This is a genomic window from Aeribacillus sp. FSL M8-0235, assembly GCF_038000355.1.
Taxonomy (GTDB): Bacteria; Bacillota; Bacilli; order Bacillales; family Aeribacillaceae; genus Aeribacillus; species Aeribacillus composti.
Window position 1 is genome coordinate 2,299,072 of sequence record NZ_JBBOBW010000001.1, and the last position, 20,268, is coordinate 2,319,339.

The following is a 20,268-nucleotide window of genomic DNA, read 5'->3' on the forward strand; positions in this document are numbered from 1 at the left end:
TGATGATGGCGGAAATCGGCGAAAGAGCTGATATCCGCCATCTTTTATTTTTTTCTTAGACGGAATAAATAACACTAACATTAAATTTAGGTTATAATAGACCTGAATTTTATTTAAGTTGGTGATTATTTATGCGTACCAAAAATAGATTAAATCCAATCGAATCAAAATATTTTAGACCCGAGATAACTAATTGTCCAGAATGTGGTAATAAATTAGTATACTGTCACCCTGTTTGGAGAAAAACAATTTCTACCCTAAAAGGTGAATTTAAAATCATAAATCTAGGATACCGATGTGAGAATAACTCCTGTTCTAATGACACCGTATATCGTTCAGCTGAAGCCGAACAATTAAGTATGAAGCACATTACTTATGGAATGGATGTCATCGCATATATCGGATATTTACGGTTTAAAGAACATAAGACTCGATCTGAGATAGCTACTATCTTATCGGAAAAAGAAGTAAAAATTTCTGAGAGGCAAGTACAGAAACTTTATGAAAGATATGCGTTATTACTGCGGGCAAGCGTTAAAGAAAATATGAAAGAGACATTAGAAAATATTGTGAAAGAACATGGAGGACTTGTCTTATCTATTGATGGTGTCCAACCCGAAAAAGGTAACGAAACATTGTATGTCATCCGTGAAGTTCTTAGTGGTACTATTTTAGCTGCACATAATTTAAAAAGCAGTGCTTCTCAAGAACTGATAGGTATTATTCAACCCATTTTAGACTGGGGTTATCCAATCCAAGGTTTTATCAGTGATGGGCAACAATCCATTCGTTTAGCAATTGAACAAATAGCTCCAGATATTCCGTATCAATATTGTCAGTTTCATTACTTTAAAGACATAGCCAAACCATTAGTTGAAAAAGATAGAAAACTAAAAACGAATATCAAAAAGAAGCTAAGGGGAATAAGGGAAGTTGAAAGAAAAATTGAAAATTCTCCATCTAAAAACATAGAAGAAGAGGTAGCAAGTGACTATATTGCGGCTATTCGATCCGTTCTTCTAGAAGATGGTAAGCCACCATTCGAATTACCAGGCACTTGTGTTTTTGAACGAACGAATGCGATTAAAGATTCGATTGAAAAATGCCTGGATAAAAAACATACTAACATTAGTAGTACAGACCTAGGCCAAGGTTTGTGCTACTATTTTTTTATAGTAGAAGTGAAGGAAGGTCGAACATCCCCTGGGACCAAATAGAGTCCGTATTAAAAACAGACCAACTTCACATCCTTATTTGAATCAGTTTAGTATGTTGGGTCCGAAGAGACCGTGTATAAGAAAATGGAATCAATAAGGCAATGTGAAGAACTTCTATGTTTGGCTAAAAAGGAGAGGCAGAAAATATGAAACACGTAGTGGCATTTGATGTCAGTATGGGGAAAAGTACAATGGTCATTTATGACCGTTATCGTCAATGCGAATATGAGGGTGAAATAACCCATAACCGCTACTCTTTCGAGAAATTAAACGAAACCCTTATATCTTTAACACAAAAAGATGCACAGGCACCTGATATTGTCTTTGAAGCAACAGGCGTATATTCAAAACCACTAGAACGATTCTTAGGTGATCAAGGTTATATGTATTATCGAGTTAACCCACTCGAAGCGAATATTCAAATGGCTTCAATGAGGAGACAAAAAACAGATAAAAGCGACGCTCATGAACTTGCGAAAACTCACTTTAGAGTTGAACGTGAACAAACTTATCAAGAAGGGGAATATTATAAACAAATGCGTGCAATGACGAGATATTATGATGAATTAAGTAGTGAAATGACGCATTTATATAGTCGTTTACATGCGATTCTACAATTGAGTTTTCCCGAGTTAGAAAAGCTATTCAGTAAACGTTCTGCTTTATTTTTGAATGTCGTTCAATTATACCCTCATCCGGATCATGTGTTAGTTTGTTCAAAAACAGTGATTCGTAATCGTTTAAAAGCCAACACAAGAAAAAACTTATCATTGGCACGTGCTGAAGAAAAAGGGATCGCTTTAATCGAAGCAGCAAAAGAAGCGTATCCAGCAATTTCAAAAGATGATATTCGCTGTGAACAAGTGCGGGATTATGCCAAACGGATTGCAGACTTGAAGGAGAAAAGAGATCAACTTGTCCAAAAGATGGTTAAATTATCGAAAGATAAACAAGAGTATCAGATTTTAATTTCATTTCCAGGAATCGGAGAAACGACTGCAGTTCGTTTAATTGGAGAATTAGGAGATATTCGACGATTCAAAAACCATAAACAACTGAATGCTTACGTCGGTATTGATATTATGAGATATCAATCTGGGAATACCTTTTATAAAGACACAGTAGCGTTGCATAAAAAAATTTAATGTTTGTCAAGCTCAATAAAAATTCCAGTTATTTCATGTAACTGAATATTCAGACATACAATCTTTCTAAGCAAGCTTAAAAGGACAATGACGTCTTAATCGGCAGTCCACTTCCACAATTTGGCAATATATTACAGAAACATTGGATCATAAACTAAATCGTCTAGGTGTTCCACCTCCCCTTCTTCAAATTGGTACACGATGGTTTCAAAATCTTTTTCCCAATCGTATTTTTTCCGACCGTTGGACGTTCGAATTGGCTTTTTAAAAAGGGAGCGAACAAAACAGTCAAAACCTTTAAAAAGCAGATTCTGTAAAGTTCGCTTGATCTCTAATAAAGGACCATCGTGATTCACTTTTAATTGGAGCATGGCCTGTAAGCAATAGGTGATTAGGGCGATCCAAATTTGATTGTAAACGGCATTTTGACTTTTTCCATAAAATCTTTTTATCTTAAGGTGCTGTTTCATCCATTTAAAGAAGGTCTCTATCTTCCAGCGATATCGGTATAAATCTGCAATCTCTTCCGCAGAAAGATCAAAGCAATTGGTTATGATGATCACGGGATTCCCTTCGCTGTCGACCGTTTCGATCAATCGGAGAGGATGAGTCATTTTGGTATGATTACGGTCATTTCCTAAAATGACAATCTGATCCCTATAAATCAAACGTTCTGGATTGGGAATCCGTTCCGATAAAACTTCAATCTCTGCGTTCTTTTTAAGCCGGGTAATGAATCGCACCCCTTCTCGGCATAAGCGGTCGAACTGTTTGTAATCGACATACCCTCGATCAAACAAGTAAATCGCATTTGGATCGATTTCAATGAGTTCGTCCATCTGTGTGCGATCGGCATGTTTCGCGGGTAAGATAATCCCTTGATCCGGAACAGTGATATCCTTCGTTACAACAACCTTTAAATGGAGTCGAACACCAGCCTTTGTCTTACGAAAAGTTGCCCATGGATATTGGCTCAAACTCATGCTCATCGTGGTAGAATCAATGACCAGAAGACGACCAATGTTTCGGATGATCGGGGCATTTTTCATTTGCCCTTGGATCTTTAAGACCAGATATTTAAATACTTTTTCAAACAGTTGAGGGGATAATTGGCCTAATTTGCGAGAAAGTTGCGAAGTACTAATTGCATCAAATTCCAGATATGTCTGCAACTCTTCCTTGTCTTTCAAATGTTTGGCCAATTTTGTTAAGCTTTCCAATTCATTTATCTGAGCGATGATACAAAGTTGTAAAAACTTATACGCTGTTAATTTTTTAATGTATTTGTCAACGTCAATCACATTAATTAGTTTTGAAAAAGTTATTGGATCGATCTCTTTAAATAGTTCATTTATTGTGGATTCTGTGGTATTCTTATCCATAATGGTTTCTCCTTATTCTTAGGATTTGGATAGGACTGCCAATCCTAATTATAAGGAGTTTTTTTATATCCAAAAAGATGAAATTTAACATAAAATTGGGCTTGACAAATTAAAATTAACTTAATGCAATGCTACTGATAAAGACAAGATTAATAAAAGAGGAAATAACAAACTTAGAAAGATTCTATTTTACATGATCCAGACCATGATCCAACTACGGAAAAACACACAAAATCATATTGTAGATTATTATGATAAATTAAAAACGCAACCCCAGAGGAAACCTCATAAAGTTGCGTCCATAGCATGCGTGAATAAGTTCTTGAAATCGGCTTATCACCTTATCACACATAATCTGAAATACGATTACGAAAAGGCAACAATGCATCAGTAATCGTAAGTAAGATTATATCACAAAGACCTGACGAAAAAAATGGAAATCGTGAGGTCTATTTGTCATGCGAAAATTTATTTTGGAAGGAAGGGGTCCCCCTTCCTTCCAAAATAAAATCTATATTAACCAAATTATTTAATAAAAAATACTTGACTAGAGGTAAGAAAGGGGACTCCTCTACTTGAAAAGTTGTTCAGAATAGTCAGAAATGTGGATAACTATAAGGAAGATTATCAACTCGTAAAACGTTGGGATACACGATTTAAAAGGATTGCCACCATTATGGAACCTTCTGAGAATAAAACAAGTTTTTGGGTCGAAAACAGATTGAAGCAATATTTAAACCAAATGGAAAAAGAGCTCAATCGGAAAGAAGATCAACCGTTTGTAGAGAACCTATTAAAGTATAGTAAAGGATTTTGGAAAGGACTTTTCACCTTTTATGATTATCCACTTATACCGAGAACGAATAATGATTTAGAACTCTTTTTTAGAAGAATAAAGCAAAAACACCGAAGAATCACAGGTAGTCGGACTTGGAATCGATATATTATCCGACACGGTGAAAACATTGTATTTGTAGAAAATGTCTCTAATGAACAGGAAGGGCTACAAATGATAAAAAATGTTAATTATTCAGCATATAAAACTGAAGCGAATAAATGGGAACAACGTATTGGTGAGCATATAAAACAAAGAAGATTCAAAAAAGAACCAAATGAATATTTAAACACTATTGAAGAGAAATGGAAAAGGCACAACTAATTTATTGTGTTGGTTGTGCCGTCTAAGTTTTTTTTTAAGAATGTGGGATGTCATTTTAAAAATCGAAACAATTTTTCCCTGATTGACGATGGAAAGTTTTCCAAACGAATCTTTTAATCAAGACTGTAAATGTCTTTATATTTCTTTTCTAAATACTGAATAAAATATGCCGGATTCAACGATTCGCCAGTCGCATCCTTTAATATTTCCAGCGGTTTTTTCATTTTGCCATATAGATGAACATGTTTTGTCAGCCAGCTTTGAATTTGCTGAAATTCTCCGTTTTCAATAAGTTCTTCAACATTCGAAAGATCCTGCTCCATTTTTTGCATCAATTGCGTTGCATACATATATCCTAAAGCATATGAAGGGAAATAGCCAAAGCTTCCTCCCGCCCAATGAACATCTTGAAGCACCCCGTTTCCATCATGATCTGGAGCAATACCTAAATATTCGCTATATTTATCATTCCAAACTTTTGGAAGATCAGACACATCCAAATTTCCTTCAAACAGCAATTTTTCTATTTCATAGCGTACAATGATATGAAGACAATATGTCAATTCATCTGCTTCAATACGGATCAGCGATGGTTTAACTTCATTGATCGCTCTGTAAAAATCATTTAAAGAAACCCCAGTAAATTGGTTTGGAGCATACGTTTTAAGTTGGTTGTAATATCGCTTCCAGAAATGATAGTTTCGCCCAATTAAATTTTCATAAAATAATGATTGAGATTCATGAATCCCCATTGAAGCGCCGTCAGCAAGAGGAGTTCCTTCCAGTTCTTCATTTATGTTTTGCTCATAAATCGCATGTCCGGCTTCATGAATGGTTCCGAAAACGGCCGTTCGAAAATCTGTTTCATCATACTTTGTTGTAATTCGAACATCGCCCCGGTTCATTCGAATTTCAAAAGGATGGACGGTTTCATCAAGGCGGCCGGCATCAAAATTGTAGCCTATTTCCTTTAAAATATATTCGGAAAACTTTCGCTGTTTTTCTTTCGGAAACGGTTTGTGCAAAAACGAAACGTCGATTTTTTTTGATGATTGTACAATTTGTTGTACTAATGGGACGATATGTTTTTTAAGCTCTGCAAAAACCTTGTCAAGCGTCTCCACAGTTATTCCTGGTTCATACAAATGAAGGAGCGTATTATATTTATGTCCCTTATAGCCCCAATAGGAAATAAACTTTTTATTGAATTCTATTAATTTTTCTAAATACGGAGCAAACTGATTGAAATCTGCATTTGCTTTCGCTTCTTCCCAAACTGATTCGCTTTTTGATTGGAGAATGACATATTCTTTATATTCCTCTTTCGGAATCTTAATGTTTTTTTCATACTCCTCTCTGCATTCCTGAAGAGCTTTCTTTGTCACCGAAGAGAGATTGTCATAAACATGTTTTTCTGTTAATTCATCAAGAAACTCTTTCATAGTATCTGAAACGGACATCTGGAACCACTCTTCAGAAAGAATGCCGATTGTTTCAGCTCGCCGCTCCAATCCATTTTTCGGCGCACCCGTCCGTAAATCCCAATACATTAAATTTAATGCTTCTTCATAGCTTTCCATTTTCTTTAAGTAATCGAAAAATTTTTGTTCTTTTTCTTTTAAGCCCATTTTGATCATCCCCTTCTTCCAATTGAAAATATATTTCAGCTCGGTTTGACAGGCAACGCTTTTACGACCTCCGAAACAATATTTTCTCCCTCATCCTTGCTGATAAAAATCGTTACAGTACCATGGTCATCTTTCGTGCGAAGGAGGCGTCCAACCCCTTGCTTCAGCCGCAGTATCATATACGGAAGATCCACTTCATAAAAAGGATCTGTTGCGGATTTTCGTTTCGCATCAAATACAGGATCATCCGGCGGGAATGGCAGCGACCAAATGATCACATGTTCAAGCGACGGTCCTGGAACGTCAAGCCCCTCCCATAAATGCACAGCGCACAAAACGGTTTCCGGATCTCTTTCAAAAGATGCCACTAATTCGCTGATTTCATAATCTCCTTCAAATAAACATGAATGCCAAAAGCGCGGTAAATGTTTTTTTAAGAAAAGCAGCTCCTCTTTCGTTCTGCATAAAATTAACGTGCGCCCTTTGTTTGATTTTATGACAGATTCCGTCCAGTTCAATTTTTCCTCGCTCGTACCTTTTTTTACAAACACTTTCATATTTTTTTCATAGTCAAAAGGAGAGGAAACGGAGAATGATAGATAATCTTTTATACCAAGGCTATTCGCCAAATAAGCAAACGATCCGTTTTGATCCGATAAAGTGGCTGATGAAAAGATATAAGGTATTTTATGAGAAAACACTTTTTCTTTTAAAATATCTTCTATCCTTTGCGGCATGATCACAAAAGAAGATGACGCGACGTTTTGTTCAAGCCAAGTAATTGTGTTGTCAAATTGTAAAAACAAGCGAAAAGAAAATTCCATTTGATCAAGGTATTCTTCCACAATCTTTAAGCTATATTCATCAATGGTATATAGTTCACTTTCAAAAACTAAAGCTTCAGACAGCTGATTCAATCGTTCGTACAAATTTCCGGCCGCTTCTAACAAATCGTCTGTTCTCGTGATTGTCATCCGATTGGAGCCTTCCTTTTGATGTGCACTTTTAAACAGCATATGAAAAAAATGATCGTTCGCTAAAAGCGCTTCTTCGACCATTTCAGCAAGTTGTTCACGAATGTTGTTCTTTAAAATTTTTTCTAAATATGCTGCTAGTGTTTCTTTTTTCACTTGATACGTAAGTGCCTTTTGAGCCGCAAATTCTAATAAATGGCCTTCATCAAACACGACGCAACTGTGCTCTGGGAGAAGCGGGAGCTGTCCTTCACGTTTCCGGGATTCTTTCGTCCAAATATGCTCCATATAAAAATCATGGGAGCAAACGATTAAATCCTTCGCCTTCCGATAATAATCGCGGGAAAGAATTAAGCCGCACCGATGTCTTTTGCTGCATGACAAACAGTTTTTAAAAGGATCCCAGCTGATTTTTTCCCATTTTTCATCGAAAAAAAACGGGTATTGCTTCCGGTCTCCATAATGATAGTAAGATTGCAATCCGCTCTGATCATGCACGAATTCAGGGAGAGATTCATAAAGATCAAAAAAGTCCTCATCATCGTCCATTCCAAGCAAATCCTCAAGCTTGTCCAAACATAAATATTGGTTCATCGATTTTGCCAATCGCACATCCACTTTTAGACCTAGAGCTTCTTCAAGCTTTTTTATATCCCCTTGTTTTTTGACAAGCTGTTCAATTAGAGCTTCGTCCGCACAGGCAATGACGGCAGGTCTTCCGGTATATCGCGCATATGCAATCGCATAAAGCAAATAAACAATCGTTTTTCCTGTCCCTACTCCCGCTTCCGCAAACATCACTTTCTTTTCTTTAAAAGCTCTGTCAAGCTGGAAAGCCATAAAAATTTGTTCGTCGCGCAATTCAAAGCCTTTTTCAGGCAAAATATCATACAGAACATCACCGATCCATTTGTTTAACGCTTCATAAAAACTTTCATTTTTTGTCAGCGGGAAAGGTAAACCTTGAAACATCATGACTCCAACCTCCGTGATTATTCATAGAGTAAAATTATTTCACTTATTACGCATAACGTCAATATCTTTTCTGGCAGCGCGCGATTCAATTAGAATCATGTCAACCTCGCTTTTGCAGGAAGCGAGCGGTAAGGTTTGAAGCATAAGCGATTGACTCGGTTGAAACGAAATCATTTAAAAACAGAAAAAACTTCCCATTTTCAGGGAAGCCGTTTCTCTCGAACGGAAAGAGATCCGTGAAAAATAGCCTTTTTCAATTGCCCTTCCGCTTCAAAGATTTGACTGAGCGCTTTTTCTGTTGAACCTCTTTCTACCAATGCAGTATACGTATTTTTTAATGCGCGAGAAATAATCGCATATTCTTCCTTTGTCATAAATCAACCAACCCCGTATAAATTTTATCCATTTTAATTTATGCAGAGCTGGTATTATTTATGCTTTTTTGGGCGGTTTAGGTCCCCAATACTGATAATAGTGCGTTTCGATAAACCCGTTAAAAAGTTTCCGTTTTTTTGTCGCCTTTTTTCCGTAAAACTGTTCAAAGCTTTTATTGCTTGTCAAAATGTAAATCGACCAAGTATCTAACAGCGAGAATGTTTTCCCCATTTCCTTATATAATTGCTCCACTTCTTCTCGTTCTCCGAGTCGCTCACCATACGGTGGATTCCCGACTATTACCCCAAATTCCTTCACTGTACGTAAATCTTTAACTTGCATTTGTTTAAAAGTAATGACATCCGAAAGCCCGGCCTCCATGGCATTTTCTTTTGAAATCTCAATCATTTTATGATCAATGTCCGTCCCGATGCAGTCGAGGCGAATATCATATTTAGCTAAATCCTCTGCTTCTTCTCTTGCCCTTCTCCATACATCCTTGCCGATCCAGTCCCATTGCTCTGAAATAAAATCTCTATTGAAGCCGGGCGCGATATTTTGCCCAATTAACGCCGCTTCAATCGGAATCGTACCTGAACCACAAAATGGATCAAAGAAAGGTCTGTCAGGAGTCCAATTCGTTAGCAAAATAAGTGCAGCAGCGAGCGTTTCTTTTAAAGGGGCATTTCCTTTTCGAGCGCGATATCCTCGTTTATGGAGGCCGTCTCCGCTCGTATCAATGGTCAGTGTAGCAATGTCTTTATGTAAAGAGATCTCAATCTTGTAAACCGCCCCTGTCTCTTCTAACCAATCGGTCGTTTTTCGGTACTGCTGCTTCAATTTTTCAACTATTGCTTTTTTCACAATTTTCTGGCAGTCAGAAACACTTGCCAGTTTTGATTTCACCGATTTTCCGATGACAGGAAATTGAGCGTTTTCAGGCAAAAATTCCGCCCAATCAATGGCTTTCGTTTTTTCAAACAGTTCTTCAAATGTCGTCGCCGGAAATTCAGCCACTTTTAATTTCACTCGATCAGCCGTTCTAAGCCATAAATTCGCTCGGCAAATCGCCAGTTCATCGCCTTCAAACGTTACTTTTCCGTTTTCCACTTTGCATGTATATCCTAGATTGCGCACTTCTGATGCAACAATCGCTTCAATTCCCATTGCAGCTGTTGCAATCAATGTAAACCGTTTGCTCATTTTTTCACCTGTCTTTTTCAGAAAATAAAAGCTCTCCAAATGGAGAGCACGAAAAATTGCGGTTTATTCCATAACGTTCTGTAAGCCATGTTTTGTCCCCATGCAGCTTGTACATGGGTGGTAATCATCTATCTACAGAAGGGTTTTAGCCCTTCTGTCCTTCTCCTCGTTCATTTCCTCAGAGAAGGTGCCCCTACCATCATTTGGGTTTCTCGCTCGTGGGGTTTACCGCGTTCCACTCTTGCGATTTCTCGCAAGACTACGTCACTGTGGCACTTTCAGGGTAATAGTGCCATACTAATCAATAGCTTAGGCACGTTCCCCGCCGTCAGCCGAAAAGGCTGCCCTAGCTTATGGTTTCGCTAGGCACGAACACTACGGGCATCTCAGCACCGTGCGAGCATGGACTTTCCTCTACAACGGATGATCCGTTGCAGCGATTACCCGAACGTTATGCTAAACCGCATTATGTAGTATAGTGAAAATGAATAAAAAATTCAAGTGGCATCCATGAACATTATTCATATAATTTGCTTCCAAATACATGTTTTTCTAAATTCGATAAACGCTTCAAAATGTCAAAGTTCGTTGTATTCGCCTGCATCGTCGGTTGTTTTTTCGATGCTTCTTCGAGCTGCTTTTTCAGCCGCATATTTTCCTGCCGCAACTGTTCGATCTCCTGGTAAAACGTTTCGTAATCTTTAATGATAATATCTAAAAACTTATCAACTTCTTCTTGTTTATAACCGCGCATCGAAGTTTTAAACTCTTTTTCCAAAATTTCTTTCGCCGTTAATCTAATTTTATCTGAAATCAACTCGGTTCACCTCAATCGTCAGAAGTCCTCCTAGGCTATATTTTTTCAAACTTCCTGATTAATGTCAATTTATTCTTTATGGTAATAACATGTCTCCATCCTATTATGGGAAAAAATGAAGCCTTCAGAGGTTTAAAAATAATGATTATAAACGGAAGGAGCTGGTTACTCAGCCCCTTCTCAAAGATTATCTCGGAAACGGACCAGGTCCCATGCACTGAAAATGTTGATGTGACACGTTATTTACCGCAGATTGAGTATGCGGGAAATAATGCAAATGTTGATACATTTGATGATTAACATTTGTTGTATGAATTGGATGGATATGAGGAACGATTGTTGTTGAATGTGTATGATTGACGCAGCATTTCGTCGGATGAACAATCGGCTGAAGAACGTTCGGTCTGCATTTCATATTATATAACTCCTTCCTTTTTATTATTTTTACAATACTAGCCTATGAATATAAAAGTGTACATGTACTAATTCAAATACCTATTTTCAAAAAAAAGCAGGCGCGATATTTATCATGTATAGGCATTTCCTTCATAACCGATTGATTAAGGCACTATAGTGAACTACCCTCCACTTACCACCCTTGCGGGTCGCTTGAAGTGGGGGCTTCTCGGGTAATCCTATCTAACGATAAGAAATTGACCGAGCTTACCCTCTCGTTCCGAAAGTTATTATTCTTTATGCTAATATGCGTAATCCTTCATTTTTGATATTGATTGCTGAATTGTGATCACGATCTAATACAAAACCGCAAGAACATTCATATACACGTTTAGATAATGGCATTTCTTTTTCCTTGCCACAACAAGAACATTTCTTAGTAGAAGGGAACCACTTATCGATTTTTACAAGTTGTTTCCCTTGTTCTTTTAGCTTGTATTCTAAGAAAGTAGTGAACATACCCCAGCCATTATCATGAACACTTTTTCCAAAATTGAGGGCTTGAGACATTCCTTTCATGTCTAAGTCCTCAATGATAACTGCGTCATAGGTTGATGCTAATTCTTTTGATTTATGGTGAAGAAAATTCTTGCGTTGATTGGCAATTTTCTCTTGTAACTTTGCTACTTTCAAACGTTGTTTTTCCCAACGTGCAGAACCTTTTTTTCTGCGAGAAAGAATTCGTTGTGCTTTTGCCAGTTTGTCTAATGCTTGTCGATAGTACCGTGGGTAATTGGCTTTCTCACCCTGTTCACTCTCGACATATAGACCGTCCATAGCAAAATCTAAGCCAACTACTTTTTGAATCTTTACTGACTGAATATCTTTCTCGTATTCTGTCAAAATCGAAATATAATATTTACCTGTCTTTGTTTTAGAAATAGTACAAGATTTGATTTTATAATCAGCAGGTATTTCTCTATGTCGGTTCATTTTCATTGGCTTTTTGATTTTTGGTAGTTTGATATGACCATTTTCTAGCTTAATATTGCCGTTGACCATATTGGTTGTGTAAGATTGTTTATTTTTCTTGCTTTTGAATTTAGGAAACTCCGCACGACCTTCAAAAAAGTTCTTATAAGCATTTTGCAAATTGATCTGTGCGTTTGCTAAAGCTAAAGAATCCACTTCTTTTAGGAATGGAAATTCATCTTTGTATTTCGCTGGTGTCGGGAATGCTTGTTGTTTAAGCGTTTCTTTATCGTTTTTGAATTTCTCATACGTTTCCTTACGTTCTTCCAGCATCTTATTGTAGACAAAGCGAACACAACCAAATGTTTTGGCTAATTGGATTTTCTGTTCTTTATTCGGATACAAACGAAATTTGAAGGCTTTGTTTTGTTTGGCCATATCAAATCACCTCACTTCTGACCTTGATTTTCAATGTATTTTTTTATGACTTCTATTGGTGCACCGCCTGTTGTAAGCAGGCAAAAGCTTCTTGACCAAAACATCTCTTTCCATAGTCTTTTTCGGATATGAGGAAAGTTTTTCTTTATCAGTCGAGAACTTGCACTCTTATAAGTATTGATGAACTTCGATAATTCAGAATTAGGATGTGCTTTGAATAGGATGTGGATATGATCCTTATCATGATTCCACTCTGTCAAAGTAATGTTGTATTTTTTTCCGATCTCAATGAACATATCTTTTGCAAAATCAGATATTTCATCGGTGAACACTTCTCTGCGATACTTTACAACTAATACAAGATGATAATGTAATAGGAACACTGAATGATTATTACTATCCAATTTCATTGATATATCAATCCTTTTTTATATATAAGACTGATTATATCAAAACCTTTGGCTAAAGCCAACCGAAATTCATCTCCCACCTACTCATTGGGCTACGCCCTGCACATTCCTTGAGGATGGGAGACTTCTTTCGGAAATCCGTTAAAATTTTTTGAATCGAGTAGGAGGGAGCGATTAACTCCCGTCCTCTCACACCACCGTACGTACGGTTCCGTATACGGCGGTTCCATTAAGATAATTGACGCAAGTCTTTATAACTTCCGTGAATAGCTGTTCTCTTTATGCCAGTGGTCACTCCACCCTCCAAGAGATCTCCCACGGGATTCACCGCTTCCTCCCTCAAGTGAGGTACTACGTTTTCTGTGTTCATCATGACTCACTGAATGCCAAGGGCTATTCTCTCTTAATTGTTCGGTCCTTCTTAGTTGTTCTAGACCAACTAATACTATGACCTCTGCTGACTTCTGACGGTTCAGCTACTTATCACTAAGTAGGTTATGAAGCGTACTTCACATATCCACCAGACCTCCCCGGGTAAGTACATGCACTTTCACACCATCTATCCGCCTCATTTACTCGATATGACCTTCGACAGAAAGAGCTTTGTTTTGTTTTGCAAACTCACTCAATCATACCTAGCCTTATATGAGGTTCGTGTTCCTCGGACCGGTGTTTTGCCTCCAGCTTCCTTCAGATTCCGCGTCACCACGGACACCCTTGCTCTTGGCTAACCTCTACTTCTGTCTTCGGGGTTCGGGACTTACACCCTATAGTTCATGTACATGCCGGGCGCACAAGAGAAAGACCTTCTTGTTCGATGGAAGGTCTTGCTAGTCAATCTTTCTCTTTAATTTTTTATATTTGACAGAAAAAGCATCTAATAGGCGATGCCGTTTTTTCTCGTATATAATACCAAAATATGTTGCCGCCGGCATCTATTCCTTTTAACAAATCCTTATATTTAGACGGTTGTGATCGAGTAATTGTTTCATCTTTCTCCCAAATCTTCCAACTTATTTTTTTTCTTTTCCAGCCTCCATATTCTTTTCAGCAGCTCTTCTTTTTGTGTTGAATGATTGGATACTCCCATTCTTTCCAGCTGTTTCAAAATTTGAATCGCTTCGTTTGTGTCCATATATGCAGCATCAATATTTTTTTCATGATGCTCATAAAATTTGGCCAGTTCGACTAAAGCTTTTATTTTCAAAAAGCCTTGTCCATGTTTTTTAATTTCGCTCCATAGTTTCACTGCCTCATCCAAACGTCCGTTTCGTTTTGCCAGCATTGCCATTTCAAATTTCGCCTTGAGGTGAAGGCTGTTTGACTGCTCGTTTATTTTCGCATATGAAAAATAAGCAAGCTTTTCATTTCCTTGAGCTTGAAACCATCTTGCCATTTCAAACAGTTCTTTATCATCATGGTTGTCATCGGGAAACAAAAGCTTTTTTGACAAATGAATATAAAGTGAAATTAAGGAGAGAATATCCATCTCATTATGCTGAAAAATTCCGATCACACTATCAGGATTTGGGTCTTTCAAAAAATGATGGTAAAGGATCGGCGCTAAATAGCCGGGAGTATCTTCCTTTCGGTTCACTTGCAAAATATCTTTTTCAACATTTGATAATTTTACCGACTCCAATCTATTTTTCCAGAGACGTCTAGCTGCATGATATAAATCAAAATGGCCGTACTCAGGCAATTGCGGCACCATATTGCGAATGAGAGTATGTCTCGTTTTCACTTGAGGCCAATCAAATGCTTTTCCATTGTATGTGACTAATGTTTTTATATTTACTTCACTTAAAAACCGTTGATATAAAGCAACCTCATGGCCAGGAGCAGGCAAAAAAAGCTGTTTGATCACCACTTTATCGAATAATATTCGCGCAAATCCAAGTAAAAAGATCATATTGCCTGCTCCGCCCTTTAAACCAGTCGTTTCCGTATCGAAAAAGAAAAGTTCATAAGGTTTATGCCCTTTTGCTGACAGCGGATGCTCCATTTCATTGTCATTCCAGTAATCTACAACATCAATTACTTCGCTTAATTCATACAATCCATGGCGATAATTGAGCGGATATTCTACTTCACGGATGAGAATATATTGGCCATCAAAGAAAAACGGCTTGACTCCAACGCTTTCCCAGCGTTTTAAGTATGGAATCTCTATATCCTGTTCCTTTTTCAATACGTCTTCATGAACGATATGATTTTTTAATCTGTTTAATTTTTGTTTTATGGACATAAAATCTGTCCTTTCTTTATATATTGAAGCAGCCGAAGCGCCGCCACCTTTCTTCCGCTCGATTCTCCATCAAGACCGATGCAGGAAGGACAGCCATCATCGCATTTACAGTTTGTCACCATTTCTTCCGTTCTTTCAAGCAAGCTTTCAAACTCATCAAATACTTTCTTCGCCAGCCCGACTCCGCCTGGATATCGGTCATACAAATAGATGGTCGGTTTTCCGTTGTGAATGGATTTCACTTGAAATACAACGTCAAGATCGTTTGGATCGCACATTGCTGCAAGAGCACTCACATATTTTAAAGCATGGCTGATGCCGACTAAAGCTTTTTCCATTTGTTCTTCCGATAAAACAGAAAAAACGTCATTTTTAAAGCTAATCCAAGCACCTGTTGTATGAAGCTCTTCCTCCGGCAGATGAATAGGACCAGAACCAATGTTCTCATGTGTGCCAAATTTGATTTTTTTAAATATCGTCGGTTGGGCAAGCACCATGACATCACCAAATCCAATCTCCATGCTCTTGCTTTCCTTTTCCTGATCCACCTCAAGCACCTTCAATTGAACAGCTAGGTTCGCATCCGTAAAATAGTCAACATTGACTTCAGAAACATATGCTTTTTTTTCTTCCCAATCGAGCTTTTCAACCTGAAATTGCCTTCCTTCATGCAAATAGATCGCTTCTTCATGAAGCATCGTCATGGCGCTGAATCGGTCCATTTCCCCGATGACATTTGCGCCATTTGTAGTGTCAATAATTACGACATTTTCTTGAGAAGCAGAACGCAAGCTGATCCCATGTGCAGGAAACGAATCGCTCATCCAATACCATCTGCCTCCGTTTTCGTAAAGAACGCCTTCCTCTTTCAGAAAATCAAGTATATCGTCAACCTCCACCCCATCTAACGTTTCACCTGACTGAAATGGAAGCTCAAACGCCGCACATTTTATATGATCTACGAGAATGATTAAGTTATCTGGATGAATGATCGCACTTTCCGGATTTTTTTCAAACAAATATTCTGGATGCTTTAAAATATATTGATCTAATGGACTCGATCCTCCGACGAGAATAATTGCTGCTTCCTCTTCCCTTCTGCCCGCCCGGCCTGATTGCTGCCACGCGCTGGCAATCGATCCGGGGTATCCTGTCATAATGCAAACCTGCAGCTGACCGATATCAACCCCTAGCTCCAAAGCATTGGTGCTGACGACACCTTTAATTTTTCCCTCTCTAAGGCCTTTTTCAATTTCCCTTCGCTGCTTCGGCAAATAACCTCCGCGATATCCGCGTATCGTTTTCGATCCCAATTCCTTTTTCGTCATCTCTTGCAGATACGTTAAAATAATTTCAACCCTTGTCCGGCTTCTAGCAAACACAATCGTTTGAATGTCGTTTTTTAAAAATTCTTTCGCAATCTCTTTTACATCAATCATGGCGCTTCTGCGGATATTGAGAGGCTTGTTAACAACAGGCGGATTGTAAAAGATGAAATGTTTTTTGCTTCTTGGGGCTCCGTTTCGATCAATAAGAACCGCTTTCTCTCCAATCAATGTTTCAGCAAATTCCAACGGATTTGCAATCGTTGCCGACGTACATATAAATTGAACGTCGCTTCCGTAAAATCGGCAAATTCTCTTCAGCCTTCTGATTACATTCGCAACATGGCTTCCAAATACTCCGCGATATGTATGCAATTCATCGATGACGACATATTTTAAGTTTTCAAAAAGCGACACCCATTTCGTATGATGCGGTAAAATGCCTGAATGCAGCATATCAGGATTTGTCATAACAATATGACCAGCTTTTCGAATCTTTTGACGGATCGTTGGAGAAGTATCTCCATCGTATGTATAGCAATTTATCTCCGTTTTTATTCCTTCAATCCATTCATTCAGTTCGCTTTTTTGATCCTGAGCTAGCGCCTTTGTCGGAAAAAGATATAATGCTCTCGTGTTATTGTTTTTTAATATTGCGTTTAAAACAGGCAAATTGTAGCACAACGTTTTTCCTGACGCTGTCGGGGTTACAGCGACAATGTTGTGATGATTTAACGCTAATTCAAACGCTTCTTTTTGATGACTGTATAATTGTTCAATTCCTTTTTTCTTCAACATTTCCTTCAATCGGTTATCCATATCTTCTGGAAAAGGAACTGTGATTGCTTCTTTTTCAGGTATTGTGTGCCAATATACAATCTGATCCCGAAAACGCTCGTCATGTCTAAAATCATGGATGACTTTTTCAAAAGGTTTCCGCCCAAGCATGACCCATTCCTCCTCGAATTCACTACATCTATTCTAACGAATAAACGTTCGTAAATAAAGCATGTTTTCATTGGAAGCTTTCGTATAAACTTTTCGAAACTCTTTTGCATATAAATGTGAAAAAAAGAAAGGGAGTGAGAGAGCAAGATGAAAAAAGACAAAAAGGAACATGATGAATTTTTGCCCGTGTTTTCCCAACTAGATCCGCTTCCAGGCAGGTTTTCACAATTTTTCGATCCTGCCTACATTCAATCGCTATTAAAACCGTTTCATGATTTGTTTGATGCCGCAATGTCCCTTCCCTTTTTTCATTTTGACACTCATGAAACCGATCAAGAATGGGTGTTAGAGGGAAAGCTTCCAGGAGTGAAAAAAGAGCAAATACGCATCGAATCGTATGATCATGTATTAACGATTTCCATTCAGCAAGATCAACATATTGAACAAACAAATGATGAAAAACAGATGACGCAAATGTTCAAGTCTCATGGCAAATTTGCGAAATCCTTTTATTTGCCAGCTTACTTAGATGTACAACATATTAAAGCATCGTTTCAAAATGAAAAGCTGAAAATTGTGATCCCTTCCAAAAAAACAAAAATAAATATTGACTAATATGCTTCTAATCAAAGAGGTTGTCCAAAAAGTCAGGGTAACTGACTTTTGGAGTCCCTCATTTTTCCACTTTTAAAAAAGCAAAAAAAATCGTCCTTTCTAAATAAAATGTAGTTGGGACCCAACATCACAGAAAGGACGATTTTTTATGAACCAATCAAATGATTACTACGGAAACAGCACTTTCACTAGATGTAAAAGAAGAAAATACTCCTGACAAAGGAAATTAACATTCCCTCCTACTTTCAAACTATATGACAACCGTCAAGTTCAAGTAATTTTCGATATTGAATTGCTCATACCAGAACATCACGTGGCACGTGTCATAGACAAAATGGTGAAGACGATGCAAGATGAGGTATTGTTTTCTCATTAGCTTACACTTCCTGAAATAGCGGCATCCGCCAGCTACTTTCAGATAAAAATCGAAAAATATAAAAGCAAGTGGAGAGAAACGCGTTGTTTCTCTCTGCTTGCTTCCTTTTAGGGACTTATCGGGCAGTCCCATTTTTCCTATTGCATCCTGTAATTGTCTGTTTTGTGATCGGTACTCATCATTCCCCGGGCAATTATGTCATCAGCTGTTGTTCCCGATTGGAAATATTCTTTTTCCAAAAATAGGTTTTTGGTATAAAAAGGATTTTTTCGTATATCCAACAAAGCATAAACAGCCTTGACTTGCGGCGAACGGCATCCCTAGCGCCTTACATCGTTTCAAAGCTCATTATTCAGCATCAAGCTTTAAAAATTTGCGTGACTCCTTTTAAAAGGGAGCTCATTTGATTCATCGTTTGAACAACTTGTCCTGCTGTATCGATCATTTTGTTAAAATCCATCTGTCCGTCCGCTTTTTTAAATGAAGAAAGTAATGAAGGATTTGACCCTTTTGGCATCATCATAGGCAGCGTGCTTGGATAAGGCTGAGGATACGGATTCATAAAAGGCTGATAATATGGAGATTGGAAATAAGGAACAACATGTTGATTCATCATGAAATATTGATCGTAAGAAACAGGTCTTAACCAATCATAAGCATGATCATGATACATTTTGATCCCTCCAATAAAAACTTAACTAATCATAAAATATGTTTTTGCCTTTTAAAGGGTGAGATGTCAAATAGTGTCGGAAGTTTTTATTTTTTTTAAAATTGATAATTACAAAAGAGATGGTAACATATTAATATAAGTGTTAGGGGGGGATGTTTTATGACGGTTCAAACATTGAGGGAAAGATTTAAAATGGAGAAGCAATACGAAGCAGAATGTGCAAATGAATTGCTGGACTTTGCTCGCAGATTGTATCTTTATGAAAACATCAGCATCAAAGACTTTCGAAATATTGTCAAAACGCTAGAACAGCAAGGAGCCGTTACACCTGAATACATCCTTTAAATCAAGCAGAGGCGGGAGAATTTTCTCCGGCCTCTTTTTGCCGCTTACGAATAGTCCCGTTTACGGCAGTTCAATAACATAGATTGATAAAAAAGAACGGATATTTTTTAGATAGAATCTTTTAACCCCAAGATTTCTTCAAACGAAGTAAGGTTTTGCGTAAATCGAAAGCCCAATAGATTGTGTCTATATATTCACACATAATAAAGCGGAGAAACTGCTCGCTTCTCCGCTTCCCCATTTTTATTTATTTTTTTCCATTTCACGGATCATGCTTCTTAATGTGTATTCAGCAGATTCTTTTATATTTTTAAATCTCACCTTGCTTGTATCTTGAAAAAAAGATTGGATCACAATGTTTTCAATATGCTCTTTCGCCGTATCAATTTGTTGCGAATGCAGGTATCTAGGATGGTACTTATTGATCCATTTTTTCGCAACAATTTCCCATTCATCCAATATTGGCAAAATCTTGTCAACACTCGGTTTAATTTCGGCAAAAAAATCGTATTCCAGTCCTTCCTTCTTGGTTCTCTCGAAGCGTTGAGCACTTTTTTGGATCACTTGAAGCAATTGCTCCGTGATTTTCCGGACTTGTTCTTCATCCAAGGTTCTCACCTCAGATTCATCATAGCAAATTTTTTTTG

Annotated in this window: 18 protein-coding genes, 1 other RNA gene and 1 pseudogene; 6 read left to right on the forward strand and 14 right to left on the reverse strand. The window is 37.7% G+C overall.

The genetic code is table 11. The features are described 5' to 3' along the window. Nucleotides 1–131: 131 nt before the first annotated feature. Together NSQ71_RS11065 and NSQ71_RS11070 are read left to right on the forward strand one after the other, a co-directional pair. Nucleotides 132–1,217 (forward strand): transposase, encoded by a 1,086-nt coding sequence (locus NSQ71_RS11065; protein WP_340733949.1) that lies wholly within the window; start codon nt 132–134, stop codon nt 1,215–1,217. Nucleotides 1,218–1,363: 146 nt separating this feature from the next. Continuing rightward, nucleotides 1,364–2,362 (forward strand): IS110 family transposase, encoded by a 999-nt coding sequence (locus tag NSQ71_RS11070; RefSeq protein ID WP_340733950.1) that lies wholly within the window; start codon nt 1,364–1,366, stop codon nt 2,360–2,362. A 131-nt stretch (nt 2,363–2,493) separates the two neighbouring features. On the opposite strand, the gene NSQ71_RS11075 is transcribed toward NSQ71_RS11070, so the two are convergent. Then, nucleotides 2,494–3,744, reverse strand: a complete 1,251-nt coding sequence (locus NSQ71_RS11075) for an IS4 family transposase (RefSeq protein WP_340733408.1) — start codon at nt 3,742–3,744, stop codon at nt 2,494–2,496. A gap of 139 nt (nt 3,745–3,883) precedes the next feature. Between NSQ71_RS11075 and NSQ71_RS11080 the strand changes: the two are divergent. Both NSQ71_RS11080 and NSQ71_RS11085 read left to right on the forward strand, forming a co-directional pair. Next, nucleotides 3,884–4,138 (forward strand): annotated as a pseudogene (locus NSQ71_RS11080) (IS110 family transposase); the annotation flags it as partial. A 327-nt stretch (nt 4,139–4,465) separates the two neighbouring features. Further along, nucleotides 4,466–4,903, forward strand: a complete 438-nt coding sequence (locus NSQ71_RS11085) for a hypothetical protein (RefSeq protein ID WP_339210564.1) — start codon at nt 4,466–4,468, stop codon at nt 4,901–4,903. 113 nt (nt 4,904–5,016) lie between these two features. On the opposite strand, the gene NSQ71_RS11090 is transcribed toward NSQ71_RS11085, so the two are convergent. The 11 genes from NSQ71_RS11090 to NSQ71_RS11140 all read right to left on the reverse strand — a co-directional run bounded on the left by NSQ71_RS11090 (nt 5,017) and on the right by NSQ71_RS11140 (nt 17,612). Beyond that, on the reverse strand, nt 5,017–6,540 hold the full coding sequence (locus NSQ71_RS11090; protein WP_144597730.1) for a carboxypeptidase M32: 1,524 nt from the start codon (nt 6,538–6,540) through the stop codon (nt 5,017–5,019). 26 nt (nt 6,541–6,566) lie between these two features. After that, a complete protein-coding gene (locus tag NSQ71_RS11095) occupies nt 6,567–8,480 on the reverse strand; it encodes an ATP-dependent DNA helicase (protein WP_445684691.1) in 1,914 nt (637 codons plus the stop codon). A 200-nt stretch (nt 8,481–8,680) separates the two neighbouring features. Next, nucleotides 8,681–8,854, reverse strand: a complete 174-nt coding sequence (locus NSQ71_RS11100) for a hypothetical protein (protein ID WP_157728005.1) — start codon at nt 8,852–8,854, stop codon at nt 8,681–8,683. Nucleotides 8,855–8,912: 58 nt separating this feature from the next. Beyond that, nucleotides 8,913–10,058, reverse strand: coding sequence for a THUMP domain-containing class I SAM-dependent RNA methyltransferase (locus NSQ71_RS11105; protein ID WP_340733951.1), 1,146 nt, complete (start codon nt 10,056–10,058; stop codon nt 8,913–8,915). Between the two features lie 76 nt (nt 10,059–10,134). Then, an RNA gene (gene rnpB / locus NSQ71_RS11110) (RNase P RNA component class B) lies at nt 10,135–10,510 on the reverse strand. A gap of 65 nt (nt 10,511–10,575) precedes the next feature. Then, the gene (gpsB, locus tag NSQ71_RS11115; RefSeq protein WP_063388535.1) at nt 10,576–10,875 is read right to left on the reverse strand and encodes a cell division regulator GpsB; all 300 of its coding nucleotides are present in this window, start codon (nt 10,873–10,875) and stop codon (nt 10,576–10,578) included. A gap of 187 nt (nt 10,876–11,062) precedes the next feature. After that, entirely contained in the window at nt 11,063–11,290 is a 228-nt protein-coding gene (locus tag NSQ71_RS11120; protein WP_063388536.1) for a CotD family spore coat protein, read from the reverse strand. A gap of 278 nt (nt 11,291–11,568) precedes the next feature. Beyond that, nucleotides 11,569–12,681, reverse strand: coding sequence for an RNA-guided endonuclease InsQ/TnpB family protein (locus NSQ71_RS11125; RefSeq protein ID WP_003353586.1), 1,113 nt, complete (start codon nt 12,679–12,681; stop codon nt 11,569–11,571). Nucleotides 12,682–12,692: 11 nt separating this feature from the next. Beyond that, the gene (gene tnpA / locus NSQ71_RS11130; RefSeq protein WP_094245197.1) at nt 12,693–13,091 is read right to left on the reverse strand and encodes an IS200/IS605 family transposase; all 399 of its coding nucleotides are present in this window, start codon (nt 13,089–13,091) and stop codon (nt 12,693–12,695) included. Between the two features lie 988 nt (nt 13,092–14,079). Continuing rightward, nucleotides 14,080–15,339, reverse strand: coding sequence for a ribonuclease H-like domain-containing protein (locus NSQ71_RS11135; protein WP_340733952.1), 1,260 nt, complete (start codon nt 15,337–15,339; stop codon nt 14,080–14,082). Further along, nucleotides 15,330–17,612 carry a DEAD/DEAH box helicase gene (locus NSQ71_RS11140; protein ID WP_340733953.1) on the reverse strand — a complete coding sequence of 761 codons (2,283 nt, stop codon included), beginning with the start codon at nt 17,610–17,612 and terminating at the stop codon, nt 15,330–15,332. The genes NSQ71_RS11135 and NSQ71_RS11140 overlap by 10 nt, the downstream gene beginning before the upstream one ends. A gap of 147 nt (nt 17,613–17,759) precedes the next feature. On the opposite strand from NSQ71_RS11140, the gene NSQ71_RS11145 reads away from it, so the two are divergent. Then, nucleotides 17,760–18,227, forward strand: coding sequence for an Hsp20/alpha crystallin family protein (locus tag NSQ71_RS11145; RefSeq protein ID WP_340733954.1), 468 nt, complete (start codon nt 17,760–17,762; stop codon nt 18,225–18,227). A 734-nt stretch (nt 18,228–18,961) separates the two neighbouring features. Here NSQ71_RS11145 and NSQ71_RS11150 read toward each other — a convergent pair. Continuing rightward, nucleotides 18,962–19,276 (reverse strand): YppG family protein, encoded by a 315-nt coding sequence (locus NSQ71_RS11150; protein ID WP_094246113.1) that lies wholly within the window; start codon nt 19,274–19,276, stop codon nt 18,962–18,964. Nucleotides 19,277–19,435: 159 nt separating this feature from the next. Between NSQ71_RS11150 and yppF the strand changes: the two genes are divergently transcribed. Next, complete coding sequence (gene yppF, locus NSQ71_RS11155) at nt 19,436–19,621, forward strand: YppF family protein (RefSeq protein ID WP_063388541.1); 186 nt, start codon at nt 19,436–19,438, stop codon at nt 19,619–19,621. A gap of 243 nt (nt 19,622–19,864) precedes the next feature. Here the strand turns inward: yppF and NSQ71_RS11160 are convergent, their stop codons facing one another. Beyond that, nucleotides 19,865–20,230: a YppE family protein gene (locus NSQ71_RS11160; protein WP_340733955.1), complete on the reverse strand. Its 366-nt coding sequence runs from the start codon at nt 20,228–20,230 to the stop codon at nt 19,865–19,867. Between the last annotated feature and the right edge of the window lie 38 nt (nt 20,231–20,268).